At 38.5% G+C, this 19,922-nt stretch carries 21 protein-coding genes and 3 tRNA genes; 10 read left to right on the top strand and 14 right to left on the bottom strand.

Features of this window, described 5'->3' with window-relative positions:
* Window positions 1–271: 271 nt before the first annotated feature.
* The 8 genes from FTU83_RS06535 to FTU83_RS06570 form a co-directional block, all read right to left on the bottom strand.
* Window positions 272–2,011, bottom strand: coding sequence for a protein kinase family protein (locus FTU83_RS06535; RefSeq protein ID WP_180105954.1), 1,740 nt, complete (start codon window positions 2,009–2,011; stop codon window positions 272–274).
* A 9-nt stretch (window positions 2,012–2,020) separates the two neighbouring features.
* A complete protein-coding gene (locus FTU83_RS06540; protein WP_180105955.1) occupies window positions 2,021–2,749 on the bottom strand; it encodes a hypothetical protein in 729 nt (242 codons plus the stop codon).
* Complete coding sequence (locus FTU83_RS06545) at window positions 2,749–3,582, bottom strand: vWA domain-containing protein (protein WP_045126834.1); 834 nt, start codon at window positions 3,580–3,582, stop codon at window positions 2,749–2,751. The genes FTU83_RS06540 and FTU83_RS06545 overlap by 1 nt, the downstream gene beginning before the upstream one ends.
* 537 nt (window positions 3,583–4,119) lie before the next feature.
* Complete coding sequence (locus FTU83_RS06550) at window positions 4,120–4,872, bottom strand: ATP-binding protein (RefSeq protein ID WP_180105956.1); 753 nt, start codon at window positions 4,870–4,872, stop codon at window positions 4,120–4,122.
* 10 nt (window positions 4,873–4,882) lie between these two features.
* Window positions 4,883–5,449, bottom strand: coding sequence for a DUF1376 domain-containing protein (locus tag FTU83_RS06555; RefSeq protein ID WP_180105957.1), 567 nt, complete (start codon window positions 5,447–5,449; stop codon window positions 4,883–4,885).
* Between the two features lie 67 nt (window positions 5,450–5,516).
* Window positions 5,517–5,765, bottom strand: a complete 249-nt coding sequence (locus FTU83_RS06560; RefSeq protein WP_180105958.1) for a hypothetical protein — start codon at window positions 5,763–5,765, stop codon at window positions 5,517–5,519.
* Window positions 5,755–6,939 carry an Arm DNA-binding domain-containing protein gene (locus FTU83_RS06565; protein ID WP_104441253.1) on the bottom strand — a complete coding sequence of 395 codons (1,185 nt, stop codon included), beginning with the start codon at window positions 6,937–6,939 and terminating at the stop codon, window positions 5,755–5,757. Before FTU83_RS06565 ends, FTU83_RS06560 begins: the two co-directional genes overlap by 11 nt.
* Before the next feature lie 12 nt (window positions 6,940–6,951).
* Window positions 6,952–7,167, bottom strand: coding sequence for a hypothetical protein (locus tag FTU83_RS06570; protein WP_004684369.1), 216 nt, complete (start codon window positions 7,165–7,167; stop codon window positions 6,952–6,954).
* Between the two features lie 110 nt (window positions 7,168–7,277).
* Here FTU83_RS06570 and FTU83_RS06575 point away from each other — a divergent pair, with 110 nt between their 5' ends.
* Complete coding sequence (locus tag FTU83_RS06575; RefSeq protein ID WP_084792783.1) at window positions 7,278–7,487, top strand: helix-turn-helix transcriptional regulator; 210 nt, start codon at window positions 7,278–7,280, stop codon at window positions 7,485–7,487.
* Between the two features lie 449 nt (window positions 7,488–7,936).
* Here FTU83_RS06575 and FTU83_RS06580 read toward each other — a convergent pair.
* The 3 genes from FTU83_RS06580 to FTU83_RS06590 all read right to left on the bottom strand — a co-directional run bounded on the left by FTU83_RS06580 (window position 7,937) and on the right by FTU83_RS06590 (window position 8,254).
* Window positions 7,937–8,012, bottom strand: a tRNA-Gly gene (locus tag FTU83_RS06580).
* A 46-nt stretch (window positions 8,013–8,058) separates the two neighbouring features.
* Window positions 8,059–8,134 (bottom strand) — tRNA-Gly (locus FTU83_RS06585).
* A 44-nt stretch (window positions 8,135–8,178) separates the two neighbouring features.
* A tRNA-Gly gene (locus FTU83_RS06590) sits at window positions 8,179–8,254 on the bottom strand.
* A gap of 242 nt (window positions 8,255–8,496) precedes the next feature.
* Between FTU83_RS06590 and FTU83_RS06595 the strand changes: the two genes are divergently transcribed.
* The 5 genes from FTU83_RS06595 to FTU83_RS06615 all read left to right on the top strand — a co-directional run bounded on the left by FTU83_RS06595 (window position 8,497) and on the right by FTU83_RS06615 (window position 11,428).
* A complete protein-coding gene (locus tag FTU83_RS06595; RefSeq protein WP_180039831.1) occupies window positions 8,497–8,808 on the top strand; it encodes a BolA family transcriptional regulator in 312 nt (103 codons plus the stop codon).
* An 8-nt stretch (window positions 8,809–8,816) separates the two neighbouring features.
* Window positions 8,817–9,209: a SirB2 family protein gene (locus FTU83_RS06600; RefSeq protein WP_180105959.1), complete on the top strand. Its 393-nt coding sequence runs from the start codon at window positions 8,817–8,819 to the stop codon at window positions 9,207–9,209.
* A gap of 63 nt (window positions 9,210–9,272) precedes the next feature.
* Complete coding sequence (locus FTU83_RS06605) at window positions 9,273–10,109, top strand: ParA family protein (protein ID WP_180003554.1); 837 nt, start codon at window positions 9,273–9,275, stop codon at window positions 10,107–10,109.
* Between the two features lie 13 nt (window positions 10,110–10,122).
* Complete coding sequence (locus FTU83_RS06610; RefSeq protein WP_078191516.1) at window positions 10,123–10,527, top strand: hypothetical protein; 405 nt, start codon at window positions 10,123–10,125, stop codon at window positions 10,525–10,527.
* A 307-nt stretch (window positions 10,528–10,834) separates the two neighbouring features.
* Window positions 10,835–11,428 (top strand): LysE family translocator, encoded by a 594-nt coding sequence (locus FTU83_RS06615; RefSeq protein ID WP_168378830.1) that lies wholly within the window; start codon window positions 10,835–10,837, stop codon window positions 11,426–11,428.
* 19 nt (window positions 11,429–11,447) lie between these two features.
* Here FTU83_RS06615 and FTU83_RS06620 read toward each other — a convergent pair whose 3' ends face one another.
* Window positions 11,448–12,074 (bottom strand): DedA family protein, encoded by a 627-nt coding sequence (locus FTU83_RS06620; protein ID WP_078191514.1) that lies wholly within the window; start codon window positions 12,072–12,074, stop codon window positions 11,448–11,450.
* A gap of 194 nt (window positions 12,075–12,268) precedes the next feature.
* Here FTU83_RS06620 and FTU83_RS06625 point away from each other — a divergent pair, with 194 nt between their 5' ends.
* The 3 genes from FTU83_RS06625 to FTU83_RS06635 all read left to right on the top strand — a co-directional run bounded on the left by FTU83_RS06625 (window position 12,269) and on the right by FTU83_RS06635 (window position 15,876).
* Window positions 12,269–12,691, top strand: coding sequence for a DoxX family protein (locus tag FTU83_RS06625; protein ID WP_180105960.1), 423 nt, complete (start codon window positions 12,269–12,271; stop codon window positions 12,689–12,691).
* Between the two features lie 212 nt (window positions 12,692–12,903).
* Window positions 12,904–14,472 (top strand): glutamine-hydrolyzing GMP synthase, encoded by a 1,569-nt coding sequence (gene guaA / locus FTU83_RS06630; protein ID WP_180105961.1) that lies wholly within the window; start codon window positions 12,904–12,906, stop codon window positions 14,470–14,472.
* A gap of 468 nt (window positions 14,473–14,940) precedes the next feature.
* Window positions 14,941–15,876, top strand: a complete 936-nt coding sequence (locus FTU83_RS06635; RefSeq protein ID WP_078191511.1) for a restriction endonuclease — start codon at window positions 14,941–14,943, stop codon at window positions 15,874–15,876.
* Window positions 15,877–15,923: 47 nt separating this feature from the next.
* On the opposite strand, the gene FTU83_RS06640 is transcribed toward FTU83_RS06635, so the two are convergent.
* Window positions 15,924–17,258, bottom strand: coding sequence for a GGDEF domain-containing protein (locus FTU83_RS06640; protein ID WP_171262679.1), 1,335 nt, complete (start codon window positions 17,256–17,258; stop codon window positions 15,924–15,926).
* Between the two features lie 144 nt (window positions 17,259–17,402).
* Complete coding sequence (locus FTU83_RS06645) at window positions 17,403–18,578, bottom strand: GGDEF domain-containing protein (protein ID WP_180105962.1); 1,176 nt, start codon at window positions 18,576–18,578, stop codon at window positions 17,403–17,405.
* 392 nt (window positions 18,579–18,970) lie between these two features.
* Between FTU83_RS06645 and FTU83_RS06650 the strand changes: the two genes are divergently transcribed.
* A complete protein-coding gene (locus FTU83_RS06650) occupies window positions 18,971–19,918 on the top strand; it encodes a pirin family protein (RefSeq protein WP_078194052.1) in 948 nt (315 codons plus the stop codon).
* Window positions 19,919–19,922: the final 4 nt, after the last annotated feature.

The raw sequence follows: 19,922 nt of genomic DNA on the forward strand, positions 1-19,922 counted from the left end.
CTGAAGCAATTGAAACGTCCGGTGCTTTACAAGCCTGAACGATCTGCTGTTTAAATTCAGCACTGTATGTTCTTCGTTTTTTCGCAAGAGATGCGATGGATGTCTGATGATTTGTAGTCATAAATTTTAGTCCCCACTTGTTTCTAAGTGGGGACTAAATTAAGGCTTATAGGATGAATTCAGAAGGTGTGTTCAGCGGACGCTTACGGATTTGTTTAACGCCAGCATACTTTTTGAAACACCACCCGCAAAAGGTCTATTGCCTTAAATTTCAACTGCAAGCCTTCAATGCCACTAAAATAATTACAATCCAGATCACCCAAGTAATTACTTGTTCACCATTAAATCCCTTCCTAACTTTATTTTGAGAAGAATTATTTGTAGGTATTGATACTTGGGAGTTAGTAGTAATTTTCTGATTATTAGCAGTTGTAATTGGTTTCCGATTTGAACTATTTATAGCGTTATTAGAGGAAGTATTTATAGTATTACTAGTTGTAGAATGTATTTTACTCAAAATAGCTTGATTAGAAGATTTAGCTGTATTAGTAGAATTTGTACTTACAGATTGACTATTCTTTACAGAAATAGATTGTCCAGTTATCTGAGTTAAAATATCTTTATTAGATACTCTTATTGATGAATTATTTACTGTACTAGATTGTTTTTTATAAGCTAATCGTTTCTTAGCTTCAATCTCATCAATTATAAAATATTGACCTTTCTTTGATACAGTAATTGATATATGAGAATACTTATATTTTTTACTCTTATAAGGTGCTTCCATTAAGCCCTTAATACTTACCCATTTACCAATCCAAGAACTATCTGGCTTATCCATAATCGCATCTAAGCCCTCACTCCAAATTGTAATTTTGAAGATATTACCCTTCCAATCTCCAAAATTGATAAATACATATGGCTTGCCATATCGAGTGAAATTTTGAGTCACATCGGTAATCTTACCAATTACTTCAACTTGGTTACCAATTTGTTGAAGGCAAGCATTATAATCCATTGCTGAAATAACTGGATATGGACTTACATACTCATTAACAATAACAGCACGGCTAACATTCTTAGATATAATATGAACATTACTTAAATTAGGTATATTCAGACCAGTAATAAAGTCACTTAAGCTTGGTATACTTTCCAATTTAGTAACATTACATATTGCAGCAAAGTTTTTAACATGTTCCTTTAAAGCCGGATATGTACTTAATAATGCGAATGTTTGAGAGGCATTAGGGTTAGTAAAATCTGTCGAACGAAATACAACTGAATCCTGATCCGATTTTGTTTTATCCCAAATAGTAGAATCAGTTGCTAATGCTTTACAGGCCAGCCATAATAATATCAATGAAAATCTATCAAGTTTACTATTATAAGGGTTTAATTTAGCCCGATAAGGGTGTTGAAAGTTAATATGTCCTAATTCGGCACTACCCAAACTTGCTATGGAATCAATGTACATACCATCATAATCAATCAACTGGATTGAAGATCCAGAATTAGAAATCATTAAATTTCCGGTTTGTATATCACCATGAGAAACTGAATTACCCTCTAAATATTCTGATAACTTTACTAAGGCATTTGATAAATTAGTTATATATAATTGATTATCATAATTATCATCAAGAAACTCACCAAGTGTAGTTCCTACAGCCCATGCCATTTTAATAATTGGATATGAATTACCATCTACAATAATCCCCTTAGGCTGGAATTCAAAATCCAAGAAAAATGCAGAAGACAGGCTTTTTAATTTTTTAGAAATTTCTAAATAACGCTGCTCTAAAGATTTTGATTCTTTATGAAAGCATCTTACAGCATATTTTTTTGAGCCACATTCAATTGTATAAGTTAAGGCAAATCCACCACTAATAGCCAAAGGTACACCGAGTCCCGTCTTTTTGACGTTACCTTTTGCTAATTCACTATCTGTTAATAATTTACTATGAAGCTGAAATGCTTCATTGTATTTCTCAAAGGATGGATAACTCATGACCGTATACTATATCTCTAAGATCACCAAAGTAGTGTCGTCCACTTTTAAACTTCCCCTATTACGACTAAATCTTACTAATTTGTTAAATTTTCTATCATTAATGGTAAGAAATATATTAACTAACTTATTATGATCAATAACCATCATAGCTCTATAAAACCAATCTGCCAATGCATCTGTTGCACATATAGCTATTATAGATTCATCATTTGATAAAATTGGTATATCCAAATAATGATTACTATTTTCTTTATTGAAATCGATAGCCCTATTTAATTCAATTTTTGTAGAGATTAATGTCGGATTTGCGTAAAAATCCGGAATATCAAATGTTTTATGATATTTATACTTTCCATTATTTTTCTTGAAAAAAAATATAAAACTATCACCAAATAATCTTGTAATAATTTTTTTATTAACAAGATCTACGTTAATACTAGTAAATGTTGAAAAACTTCCACGCTGATAGGAAGATAATTGGGCCCAGCTCATATTATCAAAATCATGTTCTAATACATACTCTTTGGCTGCATTATTTAACCAATCATCATTAATATCATCACTCTCAATAAAAGAATTACAAATAATTTTTGCCCATAATTGAGAATTATAAGATTCACTAGCTCCATCACATAGAATGAATTTAGCTAAATCGTTGGAGAAAGCAAATGAATCTTCATTTGCTTTCTCTTCCCCAATTTCTTTTGGATGAGTACCCTGAAAAATAACTTTCATTATCGCAATTGAGAAGCTCTTGTACCAATATCAAAGAAATCTACAATATCAGAAGCTTCGGCATTAAAAATAAAGCCTCGTGATTCACCACTTACTTTGAAACCTTTATCTTGTGCATAACCCACTAAATGAGCAGGCAACTCACTAGACATTCTAAATAACATTTTAGAATAGGCATCAGGTAAAACATGTTCGCTTGAAGGTAAAATGATCGGAGAATTACTTAAAGCACTTACGTGTAAATTATAAATCAATACCGGACCATCATTTGTACCAATTTGGCTCAGATGATTAGCGATTTCTTCTGGGTCACCATCGTTAGACTCCCCATCAGTAACATGTAAAATTGTTGGAGGATAACTATCTGGATGAGCATCACACCATTCAGCCAATACTTCAGCCGCTTTAGTTAATGCTGCACGCATAGGAGTTCCACCATTAGCAGTTGGCTCAAACCACATGGGGAATTTAACCGCAACTTCTAATATTCCACCAGCCCCATCATCCATCTTACGTTTACGATCTTCGACTCTAAGTGGATTTTGCTCTAGTAATGAAATTGGATTCATTACCTGACTACCTAAAGTACTACCAAACCCGTTGGTTACACCTTGATGACCATATCCTAAGACTCCAATATCAAAGTAATCTCTAATACCTTCTGATTTAGAGCATCTTGTAATTAAGTCCATAAGTGTCTTGTTAAGGACATCGGAAACGAATTCTGCTTTAGTTCGTCCTGAAGACATTTTGTCCATCATAGAACCAGATTGGTCAACTAAAAACAAAAATGCTGTTGGCGAAGTTCTACTAATTTGTGCTTCGTGTGACATTTTTTCCTCTTTTTAAATATATCTATAAAGTTATGATAAGTACTCTATTGGATTTTATCCATTATAAATAGCGAATTTTCAATAATATTTAGTCCTACATCCGGTTTTTGCTGTTGTGCTTGAGCTATACACTGTTCTAGTGATGCCCTTTGTTTTGCTTGCCCATAATTACTCTTATTTTTAACTTAACTATTTATATTCCATAATTTTTTATTAATTTTGAGTAGACCTTACATTAGTCAAAGTTTAAACAGCCGTAAGCTATATTTTATAAGACTTTAGCTGATTCAAAAATTAGGTAAAAGCACACTTTCGCAAGAGGTTTAATATATAGCAGCAGTTCGCAATCAATTGATGGAATTATAGGCAGCTTAGAAAGCCCAGACATTTGATCAAATGACCAGCATGTTGTTCACTGCCGTATAGGCAACTTAGAAGTATTATTTTCAGTTATACTTATGCAAGCGAGATATTCTGTAAGTAATTCTTGTAATAAAAAGCCAATTATCTCGGCAAGATAATTGGCTTAAGTGAGAGTTACGCTTGTCCTATTATTCGTTGATCATCCCAATAACACGGTACTACAATCAGATTGTTTTCATGTAACCGTGACCATAATCTTACACCTAAATCCCGCTGCATATTTTGGACTGTGAAATTGGAAATCAGTAGGGTAGATTTCATATTGTCATAACGACTATACAAAACCTTATGCACCATCTCCAGGCGTTTTTCATGCCGGTCATGCAGGCCATATTCATCAATTACCAATAAATCAAAACTGGAGAAATGGTCGATGACTTCTTTCTCTGAGCGTGAAGTATCTGACCAGGTATCCATCATTTTTTGAGCAATTTCTGCACTGGTATAGTAGCGTGCAGATTTTGTACTGTTATGTAGAATGTTGCGAATAATTGATGCACTCAGATGGGTTTTACCTGTACCTGGTGTACCAATCATCAACATGTTCGGGTTGTGGTCAGAAATAATCTGTTGTGCAAAGGCCTGACATAGCTTGATGGTATTGTCTTGTGCAGGGCATGCAACTACATAATTCTTGAAGCCACGATCCAGGTAGCGTTTATTGAGCCCTGAGTTTTTAATTTTTTGCTGCAGTAATCGCTGTTGCAGTTCATTCTCATAGGCTGCATGTGAGTGCTGGACGGTTTCTTTGGCACACAATTTACAGAGCCTGTGATCAGCAATTTCCATCAGGGGTATATGATGGGTAGGGCAAAGCGTTTCCGTTGTTTCTGCGCGAAACTGGAGTGTTTTAAGCATGGTATTCATGGCTGATCTCCTAAATCCATTTTGAATTTTCTAGAAAACTCTCATTTTTTTCTTCAAAATTTGAAGATGAAGATGAAGATGAAGATGAAGATGAAGATGAAGATGAAGATGAAGATGAAGATGAAGGGCATGATTCAAGCATGACTTGAGTAATACTCGAGCTCTTCTCAGGAGCTGCTTGAGCATTTACTTTTCGTTGCTTGGTTGATGCTTGAGTATTACTTGCAGATTTCCCCCAACGTGCTTGAGCTGCATTTTTAGCTTTATCAGATTTCATTTGCTGATTTTGCAATGCCTGGCTTTTTAAACTGGTTAAAAAATTTGAATGAATCTGCTCAGATTCGACTTCAAACAATTCAAGGGCCAACAGCGTATTCAATAAAGTTTTAGCTTTGGTATGTTGCGATAATTTTGTGATGCTACATACAGTCGCTAGGTCATGAGGAATGGCACCATTTTTCCAGAAATCCATCATTAACAGCAGTGTTGCACCGATTTGTTCTACAGTCATTCGTGCGAATTTTGCCTGTAAGTCGCCAATATAAAGTGGCATCCAAATTGAAATATCTTTATGCATGGGTTTACCTTTTTATGGGTATAAGGGGCTAAGGTCATCAATTTGATGACCTTGTATATTTATTAGATCAGGGAGCTAGATTTATTAACCGGATACGGGCTTGTTGGGCTAAATCATCGTAATGGGCTTGTCCATCATCTAGCATTCGCTGTAGCCAAAGTCTCAACGCCTGATGGTCATCGAAACATTTGTTAACTTTCAGCAAAAAGGCCAGATTGTGCAGTTTGGGAATGTGTAGCTCATAGATTAATTCACGAGCGACCTTATCTGCTTCTGGGCTGACGACCACACCGCCAAAGAAAGCTTTACTGTTCATGAGCAGGCTCCTCTGTATTTAGTCTTTCCAGCATAGCTTCAAAAGCACTGCCATCACGACGTGTGACGTTTGGAATGTAGCGGCTGTAAACACGGAACAGCATTTCAGTGGTCGAATGACCTAGCTGACGTGCAATCCATTCAGGATTTTCACCCGCAGATAACCAAAGTGTGGCAGCTGTGTGACGTGTCTGATAAGCACGACGAGGCGTTAATCCTAAAAAGCGCAGGATAGGGTGCCATACACGCTTATTAACTAAACGGTAGTCTAGAGGACCACCATCACGGTTGCAGAAGACGAAGTCCGATTTTCCGTTGTTGAGGCTTTTCTGTTGCAGAAAGGCTTGGTACACCCGGTCATTCATCTGGATCGTGCGGTCAGAACCATACGTTTTGGTTCCACCAAGAACACCATTCACTAACGCTTCACGGATATGGATCTCACGACGTTGCAAGTCGATATTTTTCCATTGAAGGCCATCGATTTCACTGGTGCGCATACCCGTAAAAAAGCGGATGGTATAATAAGGTTTAAAGTCGTCACGAACAGATGTAATAATTCGCTGAACTTCTTCAAGAGAGAAAGGCGTGACTTCAATCCGACCTTCTTTCAAACTTTTTATGTTTTTGTAAGGGCTATCAAAATCATATCGTTCGGATGCGCTATCTAGTATCATACGAAGTACTGTCATAATCTGGTTGATTCGTGATGGTGAAAGGCATTCTTGGTTATTTCCGTATGTCACTTTGGCGAGGGATGAACGGAATCCAAGGATGTCTGACTTTTTGATGTTAATAACAGGAATTGTTCCGAAATATGGAGTTAAATATTTTCGAATAACAATCCTAATTTTTTCTGCATAGCTGCTACGCCATTCTATTTCTTTATCAGCAACCCATATTTCACAGTACTTAGAAAAAACAGGTGCTTTAGAACTCACTGCATTGATTTGGTTTTCAGCAGCTTTAATTTCTGCCAGTCGAGCACTTTTGGGAAAATATTTTGCATAATCAAATACACCTAAGAGCATTTCAGCTTCCATACGTTCAATTGCTTTTTCAAGTTTTTTACGATTGTTAGGTGTATCTTCCATTGCAGTTGTTTCACGGCAACGCTTATTTAAGTACCGAAAATCAATTGTAAGCTTGCCGTATCTTGTACGGATTGAGGCCATGTGATTGAACTCCTATTGTAGTTGTAGGCTATGAAGAGAGCCGAACGAGGTTTTTGTCATATCTTCCTCAATGCGTTCCCAAACAAAAAGAATTTTGCGCCCACCAAATGGGCGAATGTAATGAACGCCTTCAAGTAAGACGCTATCTTTGAGTTGATTTCGGATAGTACGCTCGTTGTAATGAATTCGTTCCGAAAGTTCTTTTGTAGTAAGATACGTGAAGTTCATATGTATATCCTTTTAAAAAGTATCACAATGATGTTATTTAAGATTACAATGCAATACTATAAGCATTTAATACATCATGCAAGTACTTTATTACACAATGGTGGTAATTAATGATAGTTTGCAATTTGCCAGTCTTATTAGCAGAACGCAGAATGAAGGTTGCGGATGTTGCGCGTGAAACAGGGATGAGTAAAACCACTCTGCATAAACTTTATAATGGTCAATCGACTCGTATTGATTTTGAAACTATTGAGAAGCTCTGTTTATTATTAAATGTAGAGGTAGGAGATCTTCTGAAATTACAAGCTGAAGAATCTTAAGACGATGAAATATTTATGAAATTAAGGTGACCAAATTTGGTCACCTTATTTTTTTAGAGTATTTTTGATTGTGGGACAAGTATGTAGATATTGAGTTAAGTAGGACTGAATTTTAAAAACTTAAAATGATCTGTATTTGTCGAGAGTTTTATTGCGTGACCAAATTTGGTCACGATCCTATTTGATCTTGTAAAAATATTGAATTGAAAATAATAGAAGTCTAATGACATAGAATTTTCGGTGGAATAATTTTTTAAGCAGTTTTAGAAAGGGGTTCTTATCTTTTTGATTTATTGAAGGCACTTTTTGGTCACTTATGGTCACCTGCAAATTGAAGACGTTGGGATAGACGTTATTTGAAAGCAGTCTAAAAAGCTTTCTTATTTTAAAAAATATAATAAAATCAACAATAAAAAAGCCCCCATCTTTCGATGAGGGCTTTTTGAATTTGGAGCGGGAAAGGAGACTCGAACTCCCGACCCCAACCTTGGCAAGGTTATGCTCTACCAACTGAGCTATTCCCGCGGAGTCTATCCTGTTTTTTTACTAAAAAACTGAATCGAAAAAAATTTGGAGCGGGAAAGGAGACTCGAACTCCCGACCCCAACCTTGGCAAGGTTATGCTCTACCAACTGAGCTATTCCCGCGGAGTCTATCCAATTTTTTAAATAAAAAACCGAATGAAAAAATTTGGAGCGGGAAAGGAGACTCGAACTCCCGACCCCAACCTTGGCAAGGTTATGCTCTACCAACTGAGCTATTCCCGCATAGCCACGTATAATACATTAAGGATTTTTCAGGTCAATAACTTTATGAAAATCTGTGCATCGTTTGCATAAAATAAAAACAATTTGTTTGAAATTCGGAAGATTTTTGCAGGTCAAAGGCTTCCATTTTGATGAAATCATGCAATTCAGATGGTTTCAGCAAGTTTGCGACACAAGAACTTGAACAAATACAGGCTATACTAAGACCAGTTGAACCTTTTTTTGAATTTGGGAGAGCCGTTTTGAGTTTAGAACAGCAATTAATTGAGCGTCTACAGACATTAGCGCCTACACATCTTGAAGTGGTGAATGAGTCCGCAGGTCATGGTGGTTATTTCCCAGGTAAAGAGTCGCATTTTAAAGCAGTGATCGTGAGTGAGGCATTTGCAGGTTTGCGTTTGGTGCAACGTCATCAAAAAGTCTATGCCGCAGCAGGTGATTTACTTAGTCCGGGGCAAATTCATGCTTTGGCCATTCATGCGTTTTTACCCGAAGAATGGAATGGTCAAGACACTACTAGCCCTGAATGTGCGCATGCACCTAAGTCATCTTAAGGTGAGCCATGGAAACGCAATTAATCATTAAAATCATTCATATGTGTGGTGTGGCTTTAGGCTGTGCTGCCATTTTCATTCGTGCTTTTACGTTGTTTAAAGGGACGCAGGGCAATTTACCCAATCCAGCAGGCCGGAAGTTTTTTGTTGCTTTGCAACATGGCTCAATGACATTAATTGCCGTAACAGGAATTATCTTATTGTTTATGAAAAACTTTGATGTGCAGCCATGGTTCTATGCCAAAGTTGTATTATTTCTAGCGCTGCTGTCTTCTTTATCTAAAGCGTATAAAAAAGATGACAGTATTTTATTGGTTCAGCGCCGTGCGGGCTTATTTATTGCAGCTATTGCACTTATTTTCATCATTACATTGGTTATAATCAAACCAGTTTTTGGATAAATGGCTTATCCACATGGCCGATTTCAAGGCTTGAGTAGAAAAACAAAGATTAGAGGGTTTTGAATGCGTACGCGTGTGGTATTTAACCAAAAAGGTGGTGTGGGGAAATCGAGTATTACGGTCAATTTAGCGGCGATAAGCGCGCACCAAGGTTTAAAAACTTTGGTGATTGACCTCGACCCTCAAGCCAATTCAAGTCAATATTTGTTGGGGGATGATGCGACGTATTCGGCAGATAAGCCTGCACTTGAACCCAATATTGAAAATTATTTTGAAGAAGTCTTGGGGACACAACAAAGTAAAGGTTTGTTGGGAAATGCCATCGGTTCGATTTTGAAAGGTCGTGCCAAAGGTTTGGAAAGCTATGTGCATGCATCACCTTATCCACGCTTAGATGTGATTCCTGCCAGTCCAAATTTAGGCGCGTTGGCACATGCCTTAGAATCTAAGCATAAAATTTACAAACTCCGCGATGCTTTGCAGCAGATGAGCGGTCAATATGATCGAGTGTTTATTGATACACCGCCGGCCTTTAACTTTTTTACCTTATCTGCGTTGATTGCGGCAGATCGCGTGCTGATTCCATTTGACTGCGATGTGTTTTCAAAACGTGCCTTACAGACCCTGATCGAAAATGTGTTAGAAACGCAGGATGATCATAATGATCATTTAGAAATTGAAGGCATTGTGGTCAATCAATTTCAGGCACAGGCGAAGTTGCCGCGCGAAGTTGTACAACAACTCAAAGATGAAGGACTTCCTGTATTGGACAGCATGTTACCGCCTTCGGTGCTGATGAAAGAATCTCATCATAAAAATCAACCTTTAATCCATTTGGCTGCAGATCATAAGTTGACGCAAGCCTATCAATCATTGTTCAATGAAATTGAGCAAAAGTAGTATCGAGAAAAGTATGAATGCACTTAAATGTGGTCTAGTTGCTTTCACTGCTGTTGTATTGGGTGCATGTGCAAGTACGCCAAAACCAAGCTATGTTTCACCTACACAGTATCAGTCTTTGAGTTGCCAACAATTGCAAAGCGAATACAACCGAATCCACGACTATATTCAAAATGGTGTAGAAACACCGAAGCGTACAGGCGTTGGTGTGGGTGTAGGCCTTGGTGGTGGCTGGGGCAGCCGTGGAGGTTGGGGCATTGGTCCGAGTATTTCGGTCAATATGGGACAATCTTCAAATACCAAACGTACCGAACTTTCACGCGTTCTAGGTGAGCAAGAAGCGATTGTACAGGCAGCAAAATTTAAAGGTTGTCCGATTATCGTTCGCGCAAATTCGGCTACCGCAGCAAAATCATAAGCGGATCATGAGCTGAGGCTTAGGCCTGTGCTATGAGAAAAGTGTAATAAAATTTGTCAGTAGGTGAGGCGTCTACTGGCATTTTTTTTGAGCCAAATAAACTGCACTGTTTAGAGCCAATAAAATATTTAAATCTATGAAAAAATTAAATTAAATATTATTGGTGTATTTCAATACTTCCTTCTGGTCTTGAACATTCAGCGTGAGTGCATTGACTTGTACAAGGATAAAACTGACCTAGCGCGTACTTGTTTTTTTAAATTCATTTCGGCTAAGGTGTGCGCTTTGAAACATTGTCTGGGTATTTATGATTGAGAGTTGGCTTTTTGTATTGGCAATGATTGCGGTGATGATGACGCCGGGACCTAGCAATGCACTAATGGCAAGCTCTGCACATCAACAAGGCATTGCAAAGACGTGCATGCTGATTCCTGCAGAATTATTGGGCTATTTCTATGCCATTAATTTGTGGGCGTTGATTATTCATTTAAGCGCTCCAGTGTGGCCGAATTTAATTCACTTGCTACATTTTCTCAGTATTGCCTATGTTTTATGGTTGGCTTTTCATTTGTGGAAATCGACGCATTTACATCAGTACAATCAAAAACATCCTTCAATTCAACCACGTGAATTATTTATTTCCTCGTTAAAAAATCCTAAAGCGTTGCTTTTTGCTGCAGGTATTTTCCCAATTGAAACTTGGGCTAGCCCATTAAATTTTATTTTGGTTTTCGCTGTATTTAGCGTGGTTTTGCTACCAGTTGCATTGTTTTGGATGTCATTTGGACGGACGATTTTGGCCGGTAAGACCCAAAAAATTAAGGCCGATCTTCTGTATAAAGGATCGGCCCTGATGCTGATTTTATGTATGTTTCCCGTGGTTTTACGCTTTTTTGCTTAAAGGCGTTCACCACATCGGTTTATTTCTTTAATTTTGCTCGAATAAAACCAATCACGCCCGGTAAAACACTAATAATAATGATGCCGAAGATCAGATGGGTGAAGTTATCTTTCACGATGGGCATATTGCCAAATAAATAACCCAAAGTGATAAATGAGCCAACCCAACAAATCGCACCAATCATGTTAAAAGTCAGGAAGTACTTATAGTTCATGCTGCCTGCACCTGCGACAAAAGGCGCGAAGGTTCGTGCAAAAGGAATAAAGCGGGCAAAAATAATGGTTTTACCACCGTGTTTTTCAAAGAATTTTTGCGTATTGACCAAATGTTGACGGTTAATGAAGCGTGATTCAATTTCAAAGACACGTGGGCCAATATATTTACCAATATGGTAATTCAGCGTGTCGCCCAAGACCGCAGCGATAAACAGCAAAATCACCAAAACCCATGGATCCATGGCACCTGTTGACGCAGCGAGCGCGCCTGCTGCAAACAGAAGACTGTCACCCGGTAAAAAGGGCATGACCACTAAACCGGTTTCAACAAAAATAATCAGGAACAGAATTGCATAAATCCATACGCCATAATTGGTAATGAACTCGAGTAAATGGTCATCAACATGTAGTATAAAATCAATCAGTTCCATGGGGCTTATATGCGTAAAATAGTGGTCTGATGCTATCAGTCTGGGGCAGCAAAGTCAGTATTAAAACGTAATTAATTATCAGTAAATTCGTTCTATATATAGAATGATGAGTATTGTAAAAGCATATTTAAAGAAAATAAGAAACGACCTAATCTAAGCACATCTTTTGAACAGTATTAAAAATAGGTTTCAGTATGTTTAATCCAAATCTGATGGTGAAAAATCTGAGTCAACAGCCTCAAATCAATGCAGTGATCAGTCTCGTTGCACGTATTTTGATGGCTTATATTTTTATTGTGGCAGGTTGGGGCAAAATTACCGCTTACACTGCAACCGCAGGTTATATGGAGTCAATGGGTGTACCGGCAGGGCTACTTCCGATCACCATTTTAGTTGAGTTGGGTGGTGGCTTAGCTTTATTGTTTGGTTTTCAAGCGCGTTTTGCAGCGCTAGGTCTAACCGTATTTAGTTTAATCACTGCATTTTTATTCCATGGCGGTGCAGAAGATGGTATTAACTTTATGAAAAATTTGGCGATGGCTGGCGGCTTATTATTTCTCATGTTACATGGTGCAGGTAAATTCAGTTTTGATCATTGGATTGAAAAATCAAAATAAAATGATCATGAGTCCTAGCATCCATCAAAGCGGCGTTCTGCCGCTTTTTTCATGTCTACCGCTGATTGAAAGCGGATGGGTAAAGCCCTGAAATGTGTTGTAAAAAACATCGTTTGGCTTGTGGTTTTTGCCCCTGTCCGAATAGTGTGCGAAAGTCCAAGAAAAATGTTAGAATACGGCGCTTATATTCGTTGCCTGCATAGTTGTTTGCCATGACTACCAATCCCCAAATTACTGAAGACCGTATCCTGATTTTGGATTTCGGTTCTCAATATAGTCAGCTTATTGCACGTCGTGTACGTGAAGCTGGTGTTTATTCAGAAATGTACGCATTTGATATGTCTGAAGAAGACATTCGTGCATTTAACCCAAACGGGATCATTCTTTCAGGTGGTCCAGAAAGTGTTCATGAAGAAGGTAGTCCGCGCGCACCACAAGTTGTATTTGAACTTGGTGTACCTGTTTTAGGTATTTGCTATGGTCTACAAACCATGTCAGAACAACTTGGCGGTAAAGTTGAGCCAGGTACTGTGCATGAATTTGGTTATGCAGAAGTTGATATTAAAGTCCGTGATGCTTTAATTGGTGATCTTGAAGATACCAAAGACCAATTAAAAGTGTGGATGAGTCATGGCGATAAAGTGACTCAAATTCCTGAAGGTTTCCAAATCACTGCAAGCACACCAAGCTGCCCAGTGGCGATGGTTTCTGATGAAAAACGTCGTTTCTACGGTATCCAATTCCACCCAGAAGTAACTCATACTGCGAAAGGTGCTGAGTTATTGTCTAACTTCGTACATGGCGTATGTGGTTGCCGTAACTTGTGGAACTCAGAAAACATCATCGATCTTCGCGTAGAACAACTTCGTGAGCAAATTGGTGATCAAAAAGTTCTCTTGGGTCTTTCAGGCGGTGTCGATTCATCGGTTGTAGCTGCACTTTTACACCGTGCGATTGGCGACCAATTGACTTGCGTATTTGTAGATAACGGTTTACTTCGTCTGAACGAAGGCGAACAAGTGATGGACATGTTTGCGAAAAACATGGGTATTCGCGTGATTCGTGCCGACGCTGAAAATCGCTTCTTAACAGCGCTTGCTGGTGAAGTTGATCCAGAGAAAAAACGTAAAATCATCGGCCGTGAATTCATTGAAGTTTTTGCTGAAGAAGCACGTAAGCTTGACGGTGTGAACTTCCTTGCTCAAGGTACTATTTACCCTGACGTAATTGAATCTGCGGCAAGTAAACAAGGTAAAGCGCACGTGATTAAATCACACCACAACGTGGGTGGTTTACCAGAAGATTTAGCATTCGAATTGGTTGAGCCAATCCGTGATTTGTTCAAAGACGAAGTTCGCCGTTTAGGTACAACACTTGGTCTTCCATTTGAAATGCTTTACCGTCATCCATTCCCAGGCCCAGGTCTAGGTGTACGTATTCTTGGTGAAGTGAAAAAAGAATATGCAGATATCCTTCGTCTAGCAGATGACATCTTCATGCAAGAACTTCGCGCAAGCGGCTGGTATGACAAAACTGCGCAAGCATTTGCTGTATTCCAACCCGTGAAATCGGTTGGTGTGGTGGGTGATGGCCGCCGTTATGCATGGGTGATCGCGCTTCGTGCTGTAGAAACTGTGGACTTTATGACTGCACGTTTTGCACACCTTCCTTATGATCTTGTAGACAAGATTTCTACACGTATCATGAACGAGATTGCTGAAGTTTCTCGTGTTGTTTATGACGTATCGTCTAAACCACCTGCAACTATTGAATGGGAGTAAAACTGGCACGAAGCACTGCTTCGTGCCAGTTTTACTCCAAGAGCTATGCTCGCGGCAGTTTTGGATTTCAAGAAACAACATTTCTTGCCTAAATTACGGCAAAGGCTATGCCTGCGCCAGACTGGGGTTTCACGAAGCACTGCTTCGTGCCAGTTTTACGCCAAGAGCTATGCTCGCGGCAGTTTTGGATTTCAAGAAACAACATTTCTTGCCTAAATTACGGCAAAGGCTATGCCTGCGCCAGACTGGGGTTTCACGAAGCACTGCTTCGTGCCAGTTTTACGCCAAGAGCTATGCTCGCGGCAGTTTTGGATTTCAAGAAACAACGTTTCTTGCCTAAATTACGGCAAAGGCTATGCCTGTGGCTATTTAGGGAAACCTAAATATTTCTAATAAAAAAAGGACGCTTCAGCGTCCTTTTTTTTGTTTATAATTATGAAAAATACTATTTTAAAAAGAGCAAGTTAAATGTCATTGCCTACATACGATCAGTTGATGCTTCCATTAATGAAACTTTTAGCAGAACAAAAAGAGGCAATAAAATTAAGTTCTGCCACAAAAATTTTAGCTGAAAGATCTGGGTTATCTGAAGCTGATTTAAATTTAAGGCTATCTAGTGGTACAAAAACAGTATTTTATGATCGTGTTGGCTGGGCGAAAACATATTTGGTTAAAGCAGGTTTGATACAACAACCATCACGTGGTCTTTGCGAATTAAGTACTTTAGGTTGGTCTATTGATTTGTCCAGCTTATCCAATATAACTAATCAGTATTTGATGCAGTTTGAAGGGTTTTCTGATTATAAAATTGGTTCTAACCATAATAAAAATATTCAAAATCTAGTTCTAATAGAAGAGCATGCTACATCTATTCAAACAGAACATTTGACGCCTGCAGAAATAATCGAACAATCATCAAAGGAGCTTAATCAAACAATTAAAGATGAGCTATTAAATAAAATTAAAAGTAATTCACCCAAATTCTTTGAGCAATTAGTTGTCGATTTGTTGGTAATAATGGGTTATGGCGGTTCACATCAAGACGCAGCCCAAGCAATAGGTAAAACCAGTGATGGTGGCATTGACGGTATTATCAGTGAAGATCGTTTAGGTTTAGATAAAATATATATTCAAGCTAAACGTTGGGAAAATACGGTGGGGCGCCCTGACATTCAACAGTTTAAGGGAGCTTTGGCTGATCAAGTGGCGAAAAAGGGCGTATTTATTACTACTTCTTGTTTTAGTAAAGAAGCAATTGAGTCAGCAAAGAAATCAGGCATTGTTTTAATTGATGGTGACAAGCTTACATCTCTCATGATTGAATTTGGCTTGGGTATTCAAATTGAAAGAAGTTTCCATATTTATAAAATAGATCAAGACCGTTTTGATGAAGATAGTTTTTAAATAAACTTAAAGGACGCTTCAGCGTCCTTTTTTTATATCTCAACATTCTATTTATAAACAATTGACCAACTACTATCGCTTTCATTATTCGGTTCAGCTTTGGGCTTTGCTTTATGGGTAAAGCTTTGCCAAGACTTTGTCGATTTACGTTCGGGTTTCATGCTTGAATCATAGCGCTCTACACGGTTACGGCCATTTTCTTTTGCCTGATACAGCGCAATATCAGCTTGCTTAATCAGTTCAGTTAAATTTTGTTTATGTGATTTAAGCTGTGAAACACCAATGGAAACGGTAAATTGGATCGGGTGATTTGCGACATTCAGCAAAGATTGATTTTGAAGCGTTAAACGAATACGTTCTGCGATTAACATTGCATCCTGTATTTGCGTTTCAGACAGCAGCACAATAAATTCTTCACCACCAAAACGAGCCAAGACATCTTTTTGGCGCATTTCTTTGCGGGTGGTTTCAGCGATACATTGCAGTACCTGATCACCAACATCATGCCCGTAATTATCATTAATATGTTTAAAATGATCGACATCAAACATCAATAAGCAAGTACTTGCAGGCGTTGGCCATTCATGGATGCGATGCTCAGCCAACTGAACAAACTGACGACGGTTATATAACTGGGTGAGCTCATCTGTATGCGCTAGATTTTTCAGCGTATGCATATTCCAGTCGTCAAGTAGGGTACGTAAAAAATGACGACGTGCATTGAGTGTATTGTTCCAACTCATATGCAGGCTGATCATCCAAACAGGAATAGACACCACCACAAAAATCAGTGCTTCTTGCCATGATAAAAGCTGACTCACCGCAAAATATACCAATAGCGAAATGAGGCCCGAACAATACAAGGCGGGCTTAAATTGTGTTTGTACGCAGACATTGGCAATCAAGATAAAGATCGCTGCACCATAGATATAGGACGAGACCATTGGGCTATTTGAAGCCAGTAATAAGCCAATCCAAATCGCGGTGCTACAGACTGTCCCAATCGGTAAGATCATGTCGAGCACACGAATATCTTTTTTGTATTTAAACAGATAGAAGCTGACCAATAGGGCAGCAATAATCATGGCCACTCGAGAAAGACCTGACCAAAAGAACATGTCAGGGATAATAAAAATGTCAGCAAAAAAATAAAGAAGAAACGTAATCTGCGCCATATAGTTCACTTGACGTAAATAAGGTAACTGATGGGCATACTGATGTTGTAGAAAATAGTTTCTAAACTGCGTAGGAATACGTGCAAAAGGATCTGCAATGGCTTGTTCAATCTCGGCACGATTGGCAAGATCACACTCAGAAAGTTTCAAAGTATGAGTATGATTTTTACGAACTTCCTGAGCAGACGAATTAGTCCGAGAACTCATTCGTACATCAACAGACATGTCCCTTCTCCATAAATGGCTTAGGACAAATTATGAACAAAAAACACACAAAAATATCTACCTGAAACTAGGGATTTTTCGAATGAATGATAAAAAATCGTCTGATGAATGTTACAAAATATATTATTAACTTGCTGTTTTATAAGTTGAAATTTGATTGCGTCCTGCAGATTTTGCTTGATAAAGTGCCTGGTCGGCCATGCGAATGACACTTTGTAAATCTCGGTTCTTTTGACCAAATTCGGCAACACCAATTGAAACGGTAAATTTAAGTTTTTGTAGTGTATCAAGTTCTAAATAATCATCGGCTATTGCCCGTCGTAGGCGTTCGGCAATATCTTGAGCCTGACGCAGGTGTGTCTGCGGTAAAAGAATAATAAATTCTTCACCGCCGAAGCGGGTAATGATGTCTTGGCTACGTAAGGTATGTCGGCACGTTTCTGCAATTTGTTGTAAAACATGGTCACCAATATAGTGTCCAAACTGATCATTAATATTTTTAAATTTGTCGACATCAAAAATCAGTAATGAAAGTGCCTGCAACGGTTTGGACTGATGATGAATATGATAATTGGCAAGTTGAATAAATTGACGCCGATTGTTTAAGCCAGTCAGCACATCGGTATGCGCCATAATATTGAGCGCTTCACGGTTCAACTGATCGAGTTTACTGTGTAAAAAAACAATTCTGGATTTTTGTGTTGAATTCCAACTGATATACAAACTAAATAACAACACGGGAGAATAGATCAAGATAAACAGTTGCAGTTGATGGATATCGCCAGAAACGGCGAAATACACCCCAATCAGCAAGATTAGACTGATACACAGAGAAATGAGCACAGCAGCTTTAAAGCGGATTTGTACACATAAATTGGCTAGTACAATAAAAACCAAAGATGCATATAAATAGATCGGCACATCGGGACTATTGGATAAATTGAGTAGACTAAACCACAGCGCAGAAGCACCAACGATCGATAGGGGAAGCATCAAGTCGAAGAGTAAAATGCTCTTACTATATGTATAAATGCCCCATGTGATGCCCATCATCAGTAAGGTATAGGCCGTTTTTAAGCCTATCGCGAGCAAACCCACATCGGGCAACATAAACCAATCCGCGATGGCATAAGAGAGATAGGCCAATTGAGCCACGATGTTGACTTGCAAAAAGAATTTAAAAAGTTGACGACGATGGTAGTGGAAAAATTCTTGACGAAATTGAGCAGGAACGCGAACAAAGGTTCCTTTCAAGGCTTTTTGGATCAGTGCACGTGATTCTTTCTTATACTCATTGATCATGCAAGATTACCGACAGGTGAGCATGGTTTGTATGTAAATTTATGTAACTAAAATAATCTATATTATTCTTATTTAAAATTAAACACGTTATTTCAATGATTTGTGAATTATTTGGTATTGTTTGGTTAAAAGTGAGTGTTAATTTGTGTTACTTAGATTTACATTTCACGTGATTTTAACAAGTAATTTTGCATTGGGTTTGTCTAAAGAAGCATCGATAACTGTTATGCTATATGTCATATTAGGCAACAAAAAAACGATTGTCCTATCTCTGTGATTCAGCGTATTAATGACAGCTGAAGAAGATTGAGTTAATGCAGATATAATGGAAAAAAATGCATAGGTCTAGCCGATAGTCCTTGCATCGGCTTAGCCAAATTTAGGGTAAGAATATGACCAATACCAATTACACAGAAATATCTCATTCCGACGATTGTGAAAAATACGTCAATCAGTTCATTCAAGAATTTCCACTGCGCCGTGCTGAAATTGGTCAAGGCACAGTGATAAAACGTGCTTTACCGAGTCGGCATAAACGGATGATTGGTGCATGGTGTTTCCTTGACCATGCCGGTCCAGTGCATTTTCCTCAAGGTGATGGCTTAGATGTTGGGCCGCATCCACATATTGGTTTGCAAACATTTACATGGATGATTGATGGCACCATGATGCATACCGACAGTTTGGGCACACATCAGTTAATTCAGCCCAAACAAGTCAATCTCATGACAGCGGGTTATGGTATTTCGCATACTGAGGTTGCTCCAGAGTCTGAAACACAAATGCATGCTGCGCAGCTTTGGATTGCATTGCCAGATGACAAAATCAATATGGCGCCCCAGTTTGACCATTACCCAGAATTGCCTGTGGTGACACAAGACGGGATTGAATTGACGGTCTTGGTCGGTGAATTTTTACAGACTAAATCGCCGGTAAAAGTACATAGTGAATTATTGGGTGTCGATCTGCGTAGTTCGGAAAGTCAAAGTACCGTCTTGCCGCTCAATCCAAAATTTGAATATGGCTTTATGGCCCTCGAAGGGACTGCCAGTATCAATGGTCACGAGCTAAATGAAGACAATATGGTGGTACTTGAGCCGGGCTTAACCCAAGTCAAAATTGACCTACATGCAGGTGGCCGTGTTTTATTATTAGGAGGTGAACCTTTTGAATCACCGATTCTGCTGTGGTGGAATTTTGTGGGGCGCACACAAGAAGAATTGAATATTGCCCGTGAGCAGTGGATTAATCAGGACGAACGCTTTGGCTCTATTCCAGACTATGATGGTCCACGACTAGAAGCACCGGCTTTCCCTGATAAAATGCGTCCATCACGTTAACTTA

The organism is Acinetobacter sp. YH12152, from assembly GCF_013418285.1.
Classification (GTDB): Bacteria; Pseudomonadota; Gammaproteobacteria; order Pseudomonadales; family Moraxellaceae; genus Acinetobacter; species Acinetobacter amyesii.